The 15,159-nt window shown below is 72.8% G+C and carries 14 protein-coding genes; 7 read left to right on the top strand and 7 right to left on the bottom strand.

The genetic code is table 11. The annotated features are described in order from the left end of the window. Nucleotides 1-35 precede the first annotated feature (35 nt). The 5 genes from AMK29_RS01775 to AMK29_RS01795 all read right to left on the bottom strand — a co-directional run bounded on the left by AMK29_RS01775 (nt 36) and on the right by AMK29_RS01795 (nt 6,573). Complete coding sequence (locus AMK29_RS01775) at nt 36-3,224, bottom strand: efflux RND transporter permease subunit (RefSeq protein ID WP_073806815.1); 3,189 nt, start codon at nt 3,222-3,224, stop codon at nt 36-38. A gap of 188 nt (nt 3,225-3,412) precedes the next feature. Beyond that, entirely contained in the window at nt 3,413-4,099 is a 687-nt protein-coding gene (locus tag AMK29_RS01780) for a response regulator (protein ID WP_073806816.1), read from the bottom strand. After that, on the bottom strand, nt 4,096-5,337 hold the full coding sequence (locus tag AMK29_RS01785; protein WP_073806817.1) for a sensor histidine kinase: 1,242 nt from the start codon (nt 5,335-5,337) through the stop codon (nt 4,096-4,098). Before AMK29_RS01785 ends, AMK29_RS01780 begins: the two co-directional genes overlap by 4 nt. A 124-nt stretch (nt 5,338-5,461) precedes the next feature. Further along, nucleotides 5,462-5,740 carry a PspA-associated protein PspAA gene (pspAA, locus tag AMK29_RS01790; protein WP_073806818.1) on the bottom strand — a complete coding sequence of 93 codons (279 nt, stop codon included), beginning with the start codon at nt 5,738-5,740 and terminating at the stop codon, nt 5,462-5,464. Nucleotides 5,741-5,778: 38 nt separating this feature from the next. Beyond that, on the bottom strand, nt 5,779-6,573 hold the full coding sequence (locus AMK29_RS01795) for a PspA/IM30 family protein (RefSeq protein ID WP_073806819.1): 795 nt from the start codon (nt 6,571-6,573) through the stop codon (nt 5,779-5,781). Nucleotides 6,574-6,846: 273 nt separating this feature from the next. Between AMK29_RS01795 and AMK29_RS01800 the strand changes: the two genes are divergently transcribed. Together AMK29_RS01800 and AMK29_RS01805 are read left to right on the top strand one after the other, a co-directional pair. Then, the gene (locus tag AMK29_RS01800; protein ID WP_073806820.1) at nt 6,847-7,452 is read left to right on the top strand and encodes a DUF3043 domain-containing protein; all 606 of its coding nucleotides are present in this window, start codon (nt 6,847-6,849) and stop codon (nt 7,450-7,452) included. 65 nt (nt 7,453-7,517) lie between these two features. Further along, nucleotides 7,518-8,294, top strand: coding sequence for a class I SAM-dependent methyltransferase (locus AMK29_RS01805; protein ID WP_241845118.1), 777 nt, complete (start codon nt 7,518-7,520; stop codon nt 8,292-8,294). Nucleotides 8,295-8,419: 125 nt separating this feature from the next. Here the strand turns inward: AMK29_RS01805 and AMK29_RS01810 are convergent, their stop codons facing one another. Next, entirely contained in the window at nt 8,420-8,626 is a 207-nt protein-coding gene (locus AMK29_RS01810; protein WP_030205728.1) for a hypothetical protein, read from the bottom strand. 91 nt (nt 8,627-8,717) lie between these two features. On the opposite strand from AMK29_RS01810, the gene AMK29_RS01815 reads away from it, so the two are divergent. The 4 genes from AMK29_RS01815 to AMK29_RS36630 all read left to right on the top strand — a co-directional run bounded on the left by AMK29_RS01815 (nt 8,718) and on the right by AMK29_RS36630 (nt 13,601). Continuing rightward, complete coding sequence (locus AMK29_RS01815) at nt 8,718-9,920, top strand: bifunctional adenosylcobinamide kinase/adenosylcobinamide-phosphate guanylyltransferase (protein ID WP_073806821.1); 1,203 nt, start codon at nt 8,718-8,720, stop codon at nt 9,918-9,920. A 47-nt stretch (nt 9,921-9,967) separates the two neighbouring features. Next, nucleotides 9,968-11,044, top strand: a complete 1,077-nt coding sequence (gene cobT / locus AMK29_RS01820) for a nicotinate-nucleotide--dimethylbenzimidazole phosphoribosyltransferase (protein WP_073806822.1) — start codon at nt 9,968-9,970, stop codon at nt 11,042-11,044. 71 nt (nt 11,045-11,115) lie between these two features. Then, nucleotides 11,116-12,894: a phosphatidylglycerol lysyltransferase domain-containing protein gene (locus AMK29_RS01825; protein WP_073806823.1), complete on the top strand. Its 1,779-nt coding sequence runs from the start codon at nt 11,116-11,118 to the stop codon at nt 12,892-12,894. After that, a complete protein-coding gene (locus AMK29_RS36630; RefSeq protein WP_198942167.1) occupies nt 12,891-13,601 on the top strand; it encodes a hypothetical protein in 711 nt (236 codons plus the stop codon). The genes AMK29_RS01825 and AMK29_RS36630 overlap by 4 nt, the downstream gene beginning before the upstream one ends. On the opposite strand, the gene AMK29_RS01835 is transcribed toward AMK29_RS36630, so the two are convergent. After that, on the bottom strand, nt 13,541-14,305 hold the full coding sequence (locus AMK29_RS01835; protein ID WP_073806824.1) for a hypothetical protein: 765 nt from the start codon (nt 14,303-14,305) through the stop codon (nt 13,541-13,543). The two genes, AMK29_RS36630 and AMK29_RS01835, sit on opposite strands and share 61 nt — an antisense overlap. 76 nt (nt 14,306-14,381) lie before the next feature. Between AMK29_RS01835 and AMK29_RS01840 the strand changes: the two genes are divergently transcribed. Next, nucleotides 14,382-15,146 carry an adenosylcobinamide-GDP ribazoletransferase gene (locus AMK29_RS01840; protein ID WP_073806825.1) on the top strand — a complete coding sequence of 255 codons (765 nt, stop codon included), beginning with the start codon at nt 14,382-14,384 and terminating at the stop codon, nt 15,144-15,146. Nucleotides 15,147-15,159: the final 13 nt, after the last annotated feature.

Below are 15,159 nucleotides of genomic sequence, written 5' to 3' on the forward strand. Positions count from 1 at the left end.
CGCACGGCCGCGGGGCGCCCTTCGCCGTCCGTGGCTCAGTCCAGGAGGTTCAGCAGGGTCGCGTCGAGCGGGGAGACGTCCGGCTGGTCCGGGTCGCCCGTCGCCTCGTCCTTCTTCTTCCCCTTCGACTTGTCGTCCTTCGACGCCTTCCCGGCCTTCTTCGCCGCCTTCTTCCCGGCGCGGCGCTCCTTGCGGAGCTCGACCATCGCGTACAGCGTCGGGACGAGCAGCAGGGTCAGCAGCGTCGAGGTGATCAGACCGCCGATCACCACCACGGCCAGCGGCTGGGCGATGAAGCCGCCCTCGCCGGTGATGCCGAGGGCCATCGGCAGCAGCGCGAAGATCGTCGCCAGGGCCGTCATCAGGATCGGGCGGAGCCGGTGCCGGCCGCCCTCGATCACCGCTTCGACGACGCCCAGGCCCTGGGCCCGGTACTGGTTGATCAGGTCGATCAGGACGATCGCGTTGGTGACGACGATGCCGATGAGCATCAGCATGCCGATCATCGCCGGGACGCCCATCGCGGTGTCGGTGACGACCAGGAGACCGATCGCGCCGGTCGCCGCGAACGGGATCGAGACCAGCAGGATCAGCGGCTGGATCAGCGACCTGAAGGTCGCGACCAGCAGCATGAAGACGATCGCGACGGCCGCGAGCATCGCGAGGAACAGGTTGAGGAAGGCCTCGGACTGGTCCTCGGAGACACCGCCGATGGTGGCGGTCGCGCCCTCGGGCAGGTCGAGCGCGCTGATCTTCGTCTGCAGGGTGCTGCTCACCGCGCCGGTGTTGTCGCCGACCGGCTTGGCCGTGATCGTCGCGGCGCGGGCGCCGTCGATCCTGGTCATGGAGACCGGGCCGGGAACCAGCTCGACGGTGGCGATGTCGCCCAGCTTCACCGGGCCGAGGGGCAGGGCCCTGAGCCCGGCCAGGGTGGTGACGGGGCGCGCCGAGGTGATGAGGACGTCCCGCTCGCTGTCGTCGAGGATCGCCTTGGCGGCCGGGGTGCCCCGGACGGCCTGGGCGACGATCATGCCGAGCGAGGCGGAGTCGAAGCCGGCGTCGGCCGCCTTCGCGTTCGGCGTGACGGAGACGCGCGGTACGGACTGCGCGAGGTCGCTCTGCACGTCGGTGACGTCGTCGAGCCCGGCGATCGCCGTCCGGACCTGCTCGGACGCCTTCTTGAGGACCTCCGGGTCGGCGGCCTTGACGACCACGCTCAGGTCCTGGCTGCCGAAGCCGTCACCGGCCGCGAGGGTGGTGTCGCCGATCCCGTCGAGGGCGCCGAGGCCCTTCTCGATGGCGGCGCGGGTCTTCTCGTACGCGGCGGAGTCCTCCAGGCTCACCTTGTAGGAGGCCTGGTTGGTGCCGGTGCCGCCGCCGAAGGCCGCCATGAAGCCGGAGGAGCCGACGGTGACCTGGTAGTCCTTGACGCCCTCGGTCTCCGCGAGGAGCTTCTCGATCTTCTTCGCGGCCTGGTCGGAGGCGTCGAGACCGGTGCCGGGCGGCAGCTCCTGCTGGATGCTGAGGACCTCCTGCTCGCCCTGGTCGAAGAAGTTGGTCTTCAGGAGCGGGGCCATGCCGAAGGTGACGACCAGGACGGCGAGCGCGATGCCCAGGCTGGCGAGCCGGCGCCGGGTCGCGAACCGCAGGACCGGCACGTACGCGCGCTGGAGGCGGCTCTTCTCCTCCTTCTCCTCGGCCAGCCTGCGAGCCTCCGCGAGGTCCTCGGAGGTGCCCTTGGGGGCGCGGAGGAACCAGTACGAGAGGACCGGGACCACGGTCAGGGAGACGAGCAGCGAGGCGAGCAGGGCCGCCGTGACCGTCAGCGAGAACGAGCCGAACAGCTCGCCGATCATGCCGCCGGTGAGCCCGATGGGCAGGAAGACGGCGACGGTGGTGAGGGTCGAGGAGGTGACGGCGCCCGCCACCTCGCGGACCGCGGTGAGGATCGCCGCCTGGCGCTCCTCGCCGTAGCCGAGGTGCCGCTTGATGTTCTCCAGGACCACGATCGAGTCGTCGACGACCCGGCCGATGGCGATGGTCAGCGCGCCGAGCGTCAGCATGTTGAGCGAGAGGTCGCGGGTCCACAGCACGATCAGGGCGAGGACGACCGAGAGCGGGATGGAGACCGCGGTCACCAGGGTCGAGCGGATCGACGCGAGGAAGACCAGGATGACCAGGACGGCCATGACCAGACCGAGGGCGCCCTCGGTGGTCAGTCCGGAGACGGCCTTGGCGACGGCCGGGCCCTGGTCGGAGACGACGGTCAGCTCGGCGCCCGCGCCGAGGTCGCGGCGCAGCTCGGGCAGCTTCTCCTCGACGGCGTCGGAGATGGCGACGGCGCTGCCGTCCTTGTCCATGGTGGCCATGACGGCGAGGCTGGGCTTGCCGTTGGTACGGGTGAGGGAGACGCGCTGCGACTCCTCCTGCCGCACGGTGGCCACGTCACCGAGACGGACGGCCTTGCCCTTGCCGGGGACGGCCGCCGGGATGCGCAGGTCCTGGATCTGCCGCAGCGACGTGTAGCCGCCGCCGACCTGGATCGTGCGGTTCTTGCCGTCCTCCGCGAAGGAGCCGGCCGGCATCGTGCCGCCGCCGGAGCGGAGGGCCTCGGCGAGCTTCATCGTGGTGAGTCCGGCCGCGGCGAGCTTCCGCTCGTCCGGGGTGACGGAGACCTGGAGGTCCTGGACGCCGGAGACGGAGACCTGGCCGACGCCCTCGATGCCTTCGAGGGCGGGGACGACGGTCCGTTCCAGCTGGTCGGCGAGGGCCTGCGGGTCCTTGTCGGACGCGGCCGCGAGCACGACGGTCGGCATGTCGTCCGTCGAACCGGCGATCACCTGCGGGTCGACGGAGTCGGGCAGCTGCGCGCGGGCCCGGTTGACGGCCTGCTGGACGTCGGCCACGAGCTGCTTCGTCGACTCGTCGCCGTAGTCGAAGGAGGCCATGACGACGGCCATGCCCTCGGAGGCGGTGGAGGTGATCGACGTGAGGCCGTCGACGGCCTTCAGGTTGCTCTCCAGCGGCTCGACGACCTGCTTCTCGACCACGTCGGGAGAGGCGCCCTGGTAGGGGGCGAGGACCGAGACCATCGGCAGCTCGATCGAGGGGAACAACTGCTGCTTCAGCTGCGGTATCGCGATCGCCCCGAACACGATCGCGACGATGGACATCAGCCCGATCAGGGCCCGTTGCGCGAGGCTGAATCTGGACAGCCAGGACATGGGGTCTCTCTTCTGTGGCGTACTCGTCGGCAGGCGGGAGCAGCCAGGACCCCGGCCCGGACCCGCTGGATCCGCCGGAGAGACGCCCCCCTCCCTACGATCTGCCATCGGCGGCCGGAAGTCCTCGGCCCCCGGGTCCACATCCTTATCCCGCGCATACCGCGTCTGGAGTACGCCGGGGCCCGGGGTCACTCCACCCGGGGGCGGACCAGTCCCGATTCGTAGGCCGTGACCACCAGCTGGGCCCGGTCGCGGGCGCCGAGCTTGGCCATGGCCCGGTTGACGTGCGTCTTCACGGTGAGGGGGCTGACGTCGAGCCGTTCGGCGATCTCGTCGTTGGACAGTCCGCCCGCCACGAGGACCAGGACCTCCCGCTCCCGGGCGGTGAGCGCGGCCAGCCGCTCGGTCCTGGCCCTGCCGCCGCCGTCGACGGCCGCGCCGGCGCCCTGCGCGAGGAACGAGGCGATCAGGCCCTTGGTGGCGGCGGGGGACAGCAGCGCCTCGCCCGCGTGGGCGATCCGGATCGCGCCGAGCAGCTCCTCGGGCTCGGCGCCCTTGCCGAGGAAGCCGGAGGCCCCGGCGCGCAGCGACTGCACGACGTACTCGTCGACCTCGAAGGTGGTCAGCATGACGATCCGCACGTCGGACAGCTCGGGGTCGGCGGTGATCAGACGGGTGGCCGCGAGGCCGTCCGTGCCCGGCATCCGGATGTCCATCAGGACGACGTCGGGCCGCTCCGAGCGGGCGAGGGTCACGGCCTGGGCGCCGTCGGCGGCCTCGCCGACGACCTCCATGTCCGGTTCGGAGTCCACCAGGACCTTGAAGGCGCTGCGGAGCAGGGCCTGGTCGTCGGCGAGCAGCACCCGGATGGTCATGTGTCCTCCCCCGTGCGGGACGTCACCGGCAGTATCGCCTGGACCCGGAAGCCGCCGCCGTACCGGGGGGCGGCGGTCAGGGTGCCGCCGAGCGCGCCGACCCGTTCCCGCATGCCGAGCAGTCCGTGGCCGCCGGTGGGGGCGGGGGCCGGGGCGGACGGGGGTGTGCCGTTGTCGAGGACGGTGATCTCGACCGTACGGCCCACCCGGACGACGCTCACCTCCGCCTCGGCGTCGGGTCCCGCGTGCTTGCGGACGTTGGTCAGGGCCTCCTGCACGATCCTGTACGCGGCCAGGTCGACGGTCGCGGGCAGCGGCCTGTCCCCGTCGGTGCGGGCGAGGACGACCGGGAGCCCGGCCTTGCGGAAGCTGTCGAGCAGCCCGTCGAGGACGGCGAGGCCGGGGGCCGGTTCCGTGGGCGCCTCGGGGTCGCCGGACTGGCGCAGCAGGCCGACGGTGGCGCGCAGCTCGTCCAGGGCGGAGCGGCTGGCCTCCCGTACGTGCGCGAGGGCCTCCTTGGCCTGGTCGGGGCGCTTGTCCATGACGTGGGCGGCGACGCCGGCCTGGACGTTCACCAGGGCGATGTGGTGGGCGACGACGTCGTGGAGGTCGCGGGCGATCCGCAGCCGTTCCTCCGCGACCCGGCGCCCGGCCTCCTCCTCGCGGGTCCGCTCGGCCCGCTCGGCCCGCTCCCGGATCGCGTCGACGAAAGCCCGGCGGCTGCGGACGGCGTCGCCCGCGGCGGCCGCCATGCCGGTCCAGGCGAAGACGCCGAGGTTCTCCTGCGCGTACCAGTTGGTCGGGCCGAAGGTCATGGCGGCGGCGGTGAGCACCGCCATGGTGACGAGCCCGACGCGCCAGGTGGTGGGGCGGTCGGTGCGGGAGGCGACCGTGTAGAGCGCGACGACGGCGCTCATGGCGATGGGAGCCGGCCGGGTGTCGTCGACGAGCTCGAAGAGGCTGATCGCCACGGTGAAGCAGAGCACCCGCAGGGGGTGGCGTCGCCGCAGCACGAGCGCGGCGGCCCCGGCGACCATGACCAGCACGCTCAGGGTGTCGGGTGTGTGGTCGCCGAAGGTCGGCCCGTCGGGGCTGCCGTGGGGGTCCGTGAAGGACCCGGCGACCATGCAGACGAGCGCGCCGGCCGCGACCGTCGCGTCGAAGGCGAGGGGGTGGGCGCGGAACCAGTCGCGGAGGCGGACGTAGGGCGTGCCGGTGGCGGGGCCGGTGGGGGTCACGGGGGACAACGGTACGGGGAGGCGGAGCGCGATCGGAAAGCACGGTGTCCCGCCTCCCCGGTGGGGCGGCGGGACAGCGGTGGTGGCGCGCCGGCCCGGGTGACGGGACAGCGGTGGTGGCGCGTCAGCCTGGGATCAGGCCGTCGTCGGAGAGCATCTCCCTGACCTCGTCGAGGCTCGCGCCCGGGGCGGGGAGGATGAGCTCCGAGGGTTCGAGGGCGTCGTCCGGCAGCGTCTCACCGAGACGCCGGACGGCGTCGAGGAGGGCGCCCAGCGTGCGCCGGAACCCCGCCTCGTCCCCCGACTCCATCTCTTCGAGCAGCTCGTCGTCGAGCTTGTTCAGCTCGACGAGGTGGCTGTCGGCCAGCTTCCACTGGCCCTCCCCCATGATCCGTACGATCATGACGCGTCCTGTCTGCCGGTCCTCCGAGGAGCCGCCGCTCACTTCTCGAAGCGCGGGTGGTTCTGCTGCTGGTTCTGCTGCGGCGCCGCCGTGCCGCCGCCTTCGAGAGCCTGCTGCTGCGCCGACGGGCCGCCGGCCAGCTCCGCCTTCATCCGCTGGAGCTCCAGCTCGACGTCCGTACCGCCGGAGAGCCGGTCCAGCTCCGCCTGGATGTCGTCCTTCGCGAGACCGGACTGGTCGTCCAGGGCTCCGGAGGCGAGCAGCTCGTCGATCGCGCCCGCGCGCGCCTGGAGCTGGGCGGTCTTGTCCTCGGCCCGCTGGATCGCGAGACCGACGTCGCTCATCTCCTCCGAGATGCCGGAGAAGGACTCGGCGATCCTGGTCTGCGCCTGGGCCGCCGTGTAGGTCGCCTTGATGGTCTCCTTCTTGGTGCGGAAGGCGTCGACCTTGGCCTGGAGACGCTGGGAGGCGAGGGTGAGCTTCTCCTCCTCGCCCTGCAGCGTCTGGTGCTGGACCTCGAGGTCGCTGACCTGCTGCTGCAGGGCGGCGCGCCGGGACAGCGCCTCGCGCGCCAGGTCCTCGCGGCCGAGCGCCAGCGCCTTCCGGCCCTGGTCCTCCAGCTTGGCGGACTGGCCCTGCAGCTGGTTCAGCTGGAGTTCGAGCCGCTTGCGGGAGGTGGCGACGTCGGCGACGCCCCGTCGCACCTTCTGCAGCAGCTCCAGCTGCTTCTGGTAGGAGTAGTCGAGCGTCTCGCGCGGATCCTCGGCCCGGTCAAGGGCCTTGTTCGCCTTCGCGCGGAAGATCATCCCCATACGCTTCATGACACCGCTCATGGGCTTCGCGCGCCCCCTTCTGACGGACTTCGGCTCCAGCTCTTCGACAGGATCCACAGTACGGGCCCTGTCTCCATTACCGCACTGTTCGGAGCGGGATGCGCTCCTCCCCAAGGACGACTGCGGTCGGCCTTCCCTCCCGCCCAGGGAGTAGAGGGATCTCAGGGAAGCCGTGCCCGTCCCGCTGTGCACACCGCCGTAGACGCACTCCGTTAGCGGATCGTTCCCGCCCGGCATGGGGTTCATGCCCACCACCCCGTACCCTTGGGTTTTGTGTTCCGTAGCCGTTCGAAGGACGAGAAGGCCCCCACCGACAAGGTGACGGCGGACCTCTCCACCAAGCAGCCCCGCGACCCCGAGGCCCCCAAGGGCCGCCCGACCCCGAAGCGGAGTGAGGCGCAGACCCAGCGCCGTCGCGCCGCGACGGTGCCGACCGACCGCAAGGAGGCCGCCAAGCGCCAGCGCGAGGCACGCCGCTCCGACCTGGCCCGTCAGCGCGAGGCGCTGGCCAGCGGCGACGAGCGTTACCTGCCGGCCCGCGACAAGGGTCCGGTCCGCCGCTTCGTGCGCGACTTCGTCGACTCGCGGTTCGCGATCGCCGAGTTCTTCCTGCCGATGGCCGTGGTGATCCTCGTGCTGTCGCTGTTCGGCAACACGAACCGGTCGCTGCAGAACATCTCCCTGCTGCTCTGGCTCGGTGTGATCATCCTGATCGTCATCGACTCGATCGGCATCTGGGTCCGCCTGCGGAAGCAGCTCAACGCGCGCTTCCCGGACGAGCCGAAGCGCGGCGCCATCGCCTACGGCCTGATGCGCACGCTCCAGATGCGCCGACTGCGACTGCCGAAGCCGCAGGTCAAGCGCGGAGAGCGGCCCTGAGCGCCGACAGCTCGGAGTCCGTCGGAAGCGCTCATGGCGTGGTGACCGCGGAAGCGGGCCACCCGGTGCTGCCCGCCGTCGCGCACTGGCCCGCCGGATCCGGCGGGCTGCGCGACACCATCCGGCAGGAGATCGTCGCCCGGCAGCTCGACGAGCAGATATCCAGCCGCTACCCCGTGGGGCAGCGGCTGCGGATCCTGGACGCGGGCATGGGCCAGGGCACCCAGGCCCTGCGCCTCGCGCGCGCGGGACACACGGTGACCGGCCTCGAATCCGATCCCGACCTGCTGAAGGCCGCCCGTGAGTCGCTGGCGACGGAGCCCGCCGGGATCCGTGAGCGGGTCCGGCTGATCGAGGGCGACGGCCGCGAGACCGGGGTGCACTTCCTGCCCGGCAGCTTCGACGTGGTCCTCTGCCACGGCGTGCTCATGTACGCGGACGAGCCGGACGCCCTGCTCGCCGGACTGGCCCGGATGCTGGCGCCCGGCGGGCTGCTGTCGCTCGTGGTGCGGAACGCGGACGCCCTGGCCATGCGGCCGGGGCTCGCCGGCGACTGGCCGGGGGCGCTCTCGGGTTTCGACTCGGAGGTCTACACGGACGACCACGGCGCGAAGGTGCGGGCCGACCGCCTCGACGCGCTGACGGCGACGCTCGCGGGGATCGCGGCGCCGCTGCACGCCTGGTACGGGGTGCGGGTCTTCACGGACGGCATCCCTGCCCAGGCGGGCCTGCCGGCCGCCGAGGAACTGGACCGCCTCCTCGCCGCCGAGGACCGCGCGGGCCGCACGGAACCGTACCGCCGGGTCGCGGCCCTGCTGCACCTGTGCGGGGTACGGGGCTGAGACCGGCGCCGGGCGTTGCCGCACCTGCGCGGGGTCCGGGACCCGGCAGAAGCCGGACGCGGCTCCCCGGTCGCGCGAGCGGGTGCGGGGGCGTGCCCCCGCACCCTGTGTGACGCCGGGGCGCTCTAGCCCTCCGCGTTCAGGGGCATCGGGCCGTAGATCTTGGTCCCGTCCTCCGAGAGGGTCACCTGGTCCGCGCCGCCGCCCAGGAGGTCACGCCAGTGTTCGCCGATCCAGCTCTCCGCGTCGCCCTGGGTGGTGAACTCCTCCGGAGTCACCACCGGCTCGACCTCCGTGCCGTCGGACTTCTCGAACCGCCACGTCCATGCCATGTCCGCCTCCTGGCGCTCACCGGATGATCGGTTTCCTGCCCGCAGCGTAGCCGGGCGCGCACGGCTCGCGGTGGCGCGGGAGGATCTGAGGGTGGAACTGACTCTGCTCGGCACCGGCGCCCCCCTCGGGCTCCCCCGCCCCGACTGCCCCTGCGCCGTGTGCGCGCTCTCCCGCGGGCCCCGGGTCCGCGCCGCGACGGCGCTGCTCATCGACGGGGCCCTGCTGCTCGATCTGACCCCGGGGGCCGCGCTCGCCGCGGCCCGTTCGGGCCATTCGCTCGTGGGCGTACGGCAGGTGCTGCTGACGCATCCGCACGACGGGCCCGCGGTCGAGGTGCCCGCGGGGCTCCCGACGGCCGGGCGGGTGCCGGACGGCCGGGAGTTGACGCTGATCAGCGGGCACCGGGTGCGGGCCGTCCCGATGGACTCCCCCGGGACCGGGTACGAGGTGACGTCGGCGGACGGCGAGCGGCTGCTGTACCTGCCGCCCGGCGGGGCCGTGGCCGGGCTGCCGGAGAACCACCAGGTGCCGTACGACATGGTGGTCGCCGATGTGACGGGCCGTCCGGACGGGCTGGCCCGGCTGCGGGGCACCGGGGCGATCGGCCCGGCCACCGAGGTGATCGCGGTGCATCTGGACCACGACGTGCCGACGGGGGCCGAGCTGGACCGGCGGCTCGCGGCGGCGGGCGCCCGGGCGGTGCCGGACGGGACGACGCTGTACGTGGGCGAGTACCACGAGGTGCCGGACGTGCCCCGGCGGACCCTGGTGACCGGCGGGGCCAGGTCGGGGAAGTCCGTGGAGGCCGAGCGGCGGCTGGAGTCCTTCCCCGAGGTGCTGTACGTGGCGACGGGCGGCACCCGCGAGGGGGATCCGGAGTGGGCGGAGCGGGTGGGCCTGCACCGGGAGCGGCGGCCGGGTTCCTGGCGTACCGCCGAGACCTGTGACCTCGTACCGCTCCTGGCGGAGGAGGGGCCCGCGCTGCTGGTCGACTGTCTGTCGCTGTGGCTGACGGACGCCATGGACCGGGTGGACGCCTGGGACGACGCGCGGTGGGCGGCCGGGGGGCAGCGGGCGCTGCGGAAGCGGACGGCGGAGCTGGTGGCGGCGGTGCGGGCCACCCGCCGTACGGTCGTGGCGGTGACGAACGAGGTCGGTTCGGGGGTGGTGCCGGGTACGGCGGCGGGGCGGCGGTTCCGGGACGAGCTGGGCCGGCTGAACGCGGCGTTCGCCGACGAGTGCGAGGAGGTCGTCCTCGTGGTCGCCGGTCAGGGCCTGGTGCTGCGCGGGTAGGGTGCGAGCACCGATGGCCCTCGCTGATTTGTCTCAAGGCGGAACCCGTGAATCTGGACGACTTCTCCGATCTGATCGAGCGCCCCGACGGGGGGATCCGGCGTGACGCCGAGGAGCGCCGTGAGCGGCTGACCGTGCCGCCGGGGGCGCTCGGCCGGCTCGACGAGCTCGGTGAGTGGCTGTCGGCCGCGCAGGCCTCGGTCAAGGTGCGGGCGATCGGGCAGCCGAAGGTGGTGCTCTTCGCGGGCGACCACGGGGTCGCCTCGCTCGGTGTGTCGGGCCGCCCGGCGGGCACCGCGCACGAGCTGGTGCGGGCCGTCCTGGACGGGGCGAGCCCGGTCGCGGTGCTCGCCCGGTCGACGGACGTGCCGGTACGGGTGGTGGACGCGGGTCTCGACTGCGACCCGGAGCTGCTGCCGGCCGAGGTGGTGCGCCACCGGGTGCGGCGCGGCAGCGGCCGGATCGACGTGGAGGACGCGCTGACGGCGGAGGAGACGGAGGCGGCGGTCCGCCTCGGTGTCGCGATCGCCGACGAGGAGGCCGACTCGGGCACCGATCTGGTGGTGCTCGGGGATCTGAGCGTCGGCGGGACGACGCCCGCGGCGACCCTGATCGCCGCCCTCTGCGGGACGGACGCCTCCGTGGTGACGGGCCGGGGCGGGGCCGGGATCGACGATCTGGCGTGGATGCGGAAGTGCGCGGCGATCCGGGACGCGCTGCGGCGGGCGCGGCCGGTCCTGGGCGATCAGCTGGCGCTGCTCTCGGCGGTCGGCGGGGCGGACCTGGCGGCGATGACCGGGTTCCTGCTCCAGGCCTCGGTGCGGCGGATGCCGGTGATCCTGGACGGTGTGGTGGGGGCGGCCTGCGCGCTGGTGGCGCAGCGGGCGGCGTTCCGGGCGCCGGACTGGTGGCTGGCGGGTCAGGTCAGCGGGGAGCCGGCGCAGGCGAAGGCGCTGGACCGGATGGCGCTCAACCCTCTCCTCGATCACGGCGTCCATGTGGGTGAGGGAACCGGGGCATTGCTCGCGCTTCCCCTCGTCAGGGCCGCCGCGGCGTTCGCGGCGGAGCTGCCCGAGCGTCCGGATCCGACCACTCCGGACGGCGAGGGCGCGTCGGACTCCTGAGGGGGAGCGGGGCGGACAGATCGACTCCGGCGTCTCCGCACGACAAGCGATGCCCCATATGATCGCTTTTCATGGGAGAAGTCCGCTTGTCTGCCGAAGCAACACCCCGTGGCACCAGCGCCCGTTCGCGCCGCAGCGCCGCGTTCGCCGTCTGGTACCTGCGCGTCGTCACGTTCATCAATCTGCTGAGTGCCGTCTGGGTCTCGCTCGGCCAGGACCTGCGCCGCCACAACGAGGACAACTACTTCACCCCGTACCTGCTGACGGCCGGTTTCGCCTCGGGGGTCTTCACCCTCTTCCTGGCGATCACCATGCGGCGCCGCAAACGGGCCGCGTGGATCCTGAACCTGGTCCTCGGCGGCCTGTTCCTGCTGCTGTTCGCGCTGGTGATGTTCTTCCCCGAGATCCGGCAGCACGCCCAGAACTGGATCTCGCTGGTCCTGACCGCCGCCTTCGTCCTGGCGCTGCTCCTCGGCCGCAAGGAGTTCTACGCGAAGGGCGACCGCTCCAACCCGCTGCTCGCGGCGGCCGTGGCCGTCGGCGGACTGCTCGTCACCTCGCTGCTCGCGGCCGTCCTGGTCACCGTCACCAACACCTCCACCGTCCCCTCCACCTTCCTGGAGCGCTGGCGGTACGGCGTGATGCGGCTCATCACCCTGGCCGCCGACGACTCGCGGATCCCCGGGATCTCCACCCCCGGCTGGGTCGACGTCACCATCAACGTCCTTTCCACACTGCTGCTGTTCGCGGTGCTGTTCGCCGCCTTCCGCTCGCGGCGGGCCGTCGACCCGCTGACCGAGGGGGACGAGGAGCGGCTGCGGGCGCTGCTCGACAAGCACGGGGAGCGCGACTCTCTCGGCTACTTCGCGCTGCGCCGCGAGAAGAGCGTGGTGTGGTCGCCGAGCGAGAAGGCGGCCATCGCCTACCGGGTCGTCGGCGGGGTCTCGCTCGCCTCGGGCGACCCGATCGGCGACCCCGAGGCCTGGCCGGGCGCCATCGAGCCCTGGCTGGCCGAGGCGCGCGAGCACGGCTGGATCCCGGCGGTGATGGGTGCGAGCGAGGAGGCCGGCACCATCTACGCCCGGCACGGCCTCGACGCCCTGGAGCTGGGCGACGAGGCGATCGTGGAGACCGCCGAGTTCACCCTGGACGGGCGGGCCATGCGGACGGTCCGGCAGGCGTTCAACCGGGTCAAGCGGGCGGGCTACGAGGTGCGCATCCGGCGCCACGAGGACATCCCGGCCGAGGAGATGGCCTCGCTGCTCCGCAAGGCCGACGACTGGCGGGACGGGGCGACCGAGCGCGGCTTCTCCATGGCGCTCGGCCGGCTCGGCGACCCCCGGGACGGGCGCTGCGTGATGCTGGAGTGCCGGGACGGCGGCGACGGGGAGGGCACGGGCGAGCTGCGGGCGGTGCTGTCCTTCGTCCCCTGGGGTCCGAAGGGGCTCTCGCTCGACCTGATGCGCCGTGACCGGGAGTCCGAGAACGGCCTGATGGAGTTCATGGTCATCGAACTCCTCCAGCGCGCCAGGGAGATCGGGATCACGCAGGTCTCGCTGAACTTCGCGATGTTCCGCTCCGTCTTCGAACGTGGCTCGAAGCTCGGGGCGGGGCCGGTGCTGCGCATGTGGCGTTCGCTGCTCAGCTTCTTCTCCCGCTGGTGGCAGATCGAGTCGCTGTACCGCGCCAACGCCAAGTACCGACCGATCTGGGAGCCCCGATTCATGCTCTTCGAGAAGAGTGCCGACCTGCTGCGCATCGGTCTGGCGGCCGGTCGGGCCGAAGGCTTCCTGGAGGCGCCGGGGCTGCCGAAGTGGCTGCACCGCAGGCATCTGGAGAGCGGGCGTTGAGCGGCGCCCTCGGCGGCTTCGCCCGCCGGGAGTGGGGCCCGCTGTTCGGCACCGTCAGGGCGGCGCTGGTCACGAGGAGGTGGCGCGCGGTCCCGATGACCCTGGCCGCCGTCTGTCTGACCGCCCTCTTCCAGGGCGTCCAGAACCAGGACTGGGGGTATCAGCCGGTCCAGGACATCGGCTCCGTACGGGCCGAGGACCCGCTGTGGCTCGCGCTGCTGCGGACCCCGCTCTCGCTCTTCGTGCCGGCGCTCGACCTGCCCGTGTGGGGCGCGCTGGCGCAGGTCCTGCTGGTGTTCGGGATCGCCGAGATCTGTCTCGGGCGGTGGCGGACGCTCGGCATCGCCTATCTGGCGACCCTCGCGGGGACGCTGTACGCGCGCGTGGGCATCGCCCTCGGTCCGGACGGCCCGCTCGGGCTGCCCGCCTCCGACGCGCGGGTCGTCGACACCGGGCCCTCGGCGGCCGTGGTGGGCCTCGCCGTCTACGTCTGCTGGCGGTACGGGGCCTACTGGACCGGCGGGGCGGTGGTCGTGGCGATGGTCGTGGAGGTGATCGTCAAACCGAACCTGGCGGGCAGGGAGCACCTGGCGGCCATCGCCGGCGTCCTCGTCCTGATCGCGGTGGTGGCCTGGCGGGAGCGCGGTCAGGAGGGGGTGGAGTCCCGCCCCGGGACCCGCTCCTGGAAGCCGCCGATCAGGTCCTGAGCGCGGCGCCGGACCTTCGTCCAGCGCTTGTCGTGGCGGTACGTACGGATCCGGGAACGGGCCCGTGCCCGGTGGCGGCGCCCGTAGAACCGCCGTGACCACCAGGAGCCGGGGCGGGCGAGGCGGACGGCGCCGACGATCGTCACGAACGGGACGAAGACCCCGAGGACGGCCATCCGGAACTTCCCCTTCACCAGGGTGATCAGGATGAGGAGGAAGTTCAGCGCCAGGGTGAGGAGGAAGGTGACCCGGTCCTGGCGCTCGTCGGCGGTCATGTCGTCGACCCCCAGCGGGGAGAAGCCGCTCAGGGCCAGCCCGACCAGGGCGGCGGTGAGGACGACCACCTCGACGCTCTTGCGTCCCTGGTCCGTCCAGTACACGTCGTCGAGATGGAGGATCAGCGCGAACTCGTCGAGGACGAGGCCCGCGCCGATCCCGAAGACGACGGCGAAGACGACCGCGCCGACCCCGTGCCGGTCGCTGCCCACCGCCCCGAAACCGCCGATGACGGTGAGGACGACCCCCGGCACGACGTGATGGATGTGGAGCCCGCCGGAGGACACGTTCTTGAAGGGGCCCTTGCCCGCCCGGATGAGCCGGGTGACGGTCCGTGTGACCAGGAACGTCACGACGAACGAGGTCAGCGCGAGCAGCATCGGGAGCTTCCCCGGCTCGACGATGTTGCGGGAGAACCAGTGACCCATGCCACCCCGATCGGATATGCGTGGTATGCGGCGTATGGGCAATCTACCGTCCGGGGGCGGCGATTACCCTGCCCGGATGGACGGCCTGCGTTTCGCCTTCGGCACCCTCACCGTGTTCCCCGCCCGCATCACCCGCTGGGACCGGGACGCGGCGCGCGCCGGCATGCTCTGCGCCCCGCTGGCCGGGCTGGCCGTCGGTCTCTGCGCCGCCGCGCTCGGCGGGACGTTCCTGCTGCTCGGCTCGGGCCCGCTGCTCGCCGCCGTCGTCACCACGGCCGTCCCCGCCGTCCTCACCCGGGGCCTCCACCTCGACGGCCTCGCGGACACCGCCGACGGCCTCGGCAGCGCCAAGCCCGCGGAGGACGCGCTGCGCATCATGAAGCAGTCGGACGTGGGCCCCTTCGGTGTCATCGCGCTGCTCCTCGTGCTGCTCGCGCAGGTCGCCGCGCTCTTCGAGCTGTACGGGGAGAGCGCGGCGCACGGCGCGGCCGGCGCCGTGCTCGCCGCCACCGTCGCCCGCCTCGCCCTCACCCACGCCTCCCGCCACGGTGTCCCGGCGGCCCGCCCCGAGGGCCTCGGCGCGATCGTCGCCGCCACGGTCCCGGTCCGCTCCGCGACCCTCACGACGGCGCTCGTCCTGGTGGCGTGCGCGACGGCGGGCCTCCTGCTGTCCCCGTACGACGCGGTCCACGGCGTCCTCGCGGCGGGCGTTGCCCTGGCCGCTGCCGCCCTGATGCTCCGCCGGTGCGTACGGCGCTTCGGCGGGGTGACCGGCGACGTGTTCGGCGCGGTGGAGGAGACGGCCGCGACGGCGGCGCTGATGGCGCTGGCCGTGGGGTGACACATCCGTGACC

The organism is Streptomyces sp. CB02261 (assembly GCF_001905665.1).
Classification (GTDB): Bacteria; Actinomycetota; Actinomycetes; order Streptomycetales; family Streptomycetaceae; genus Streptomyces.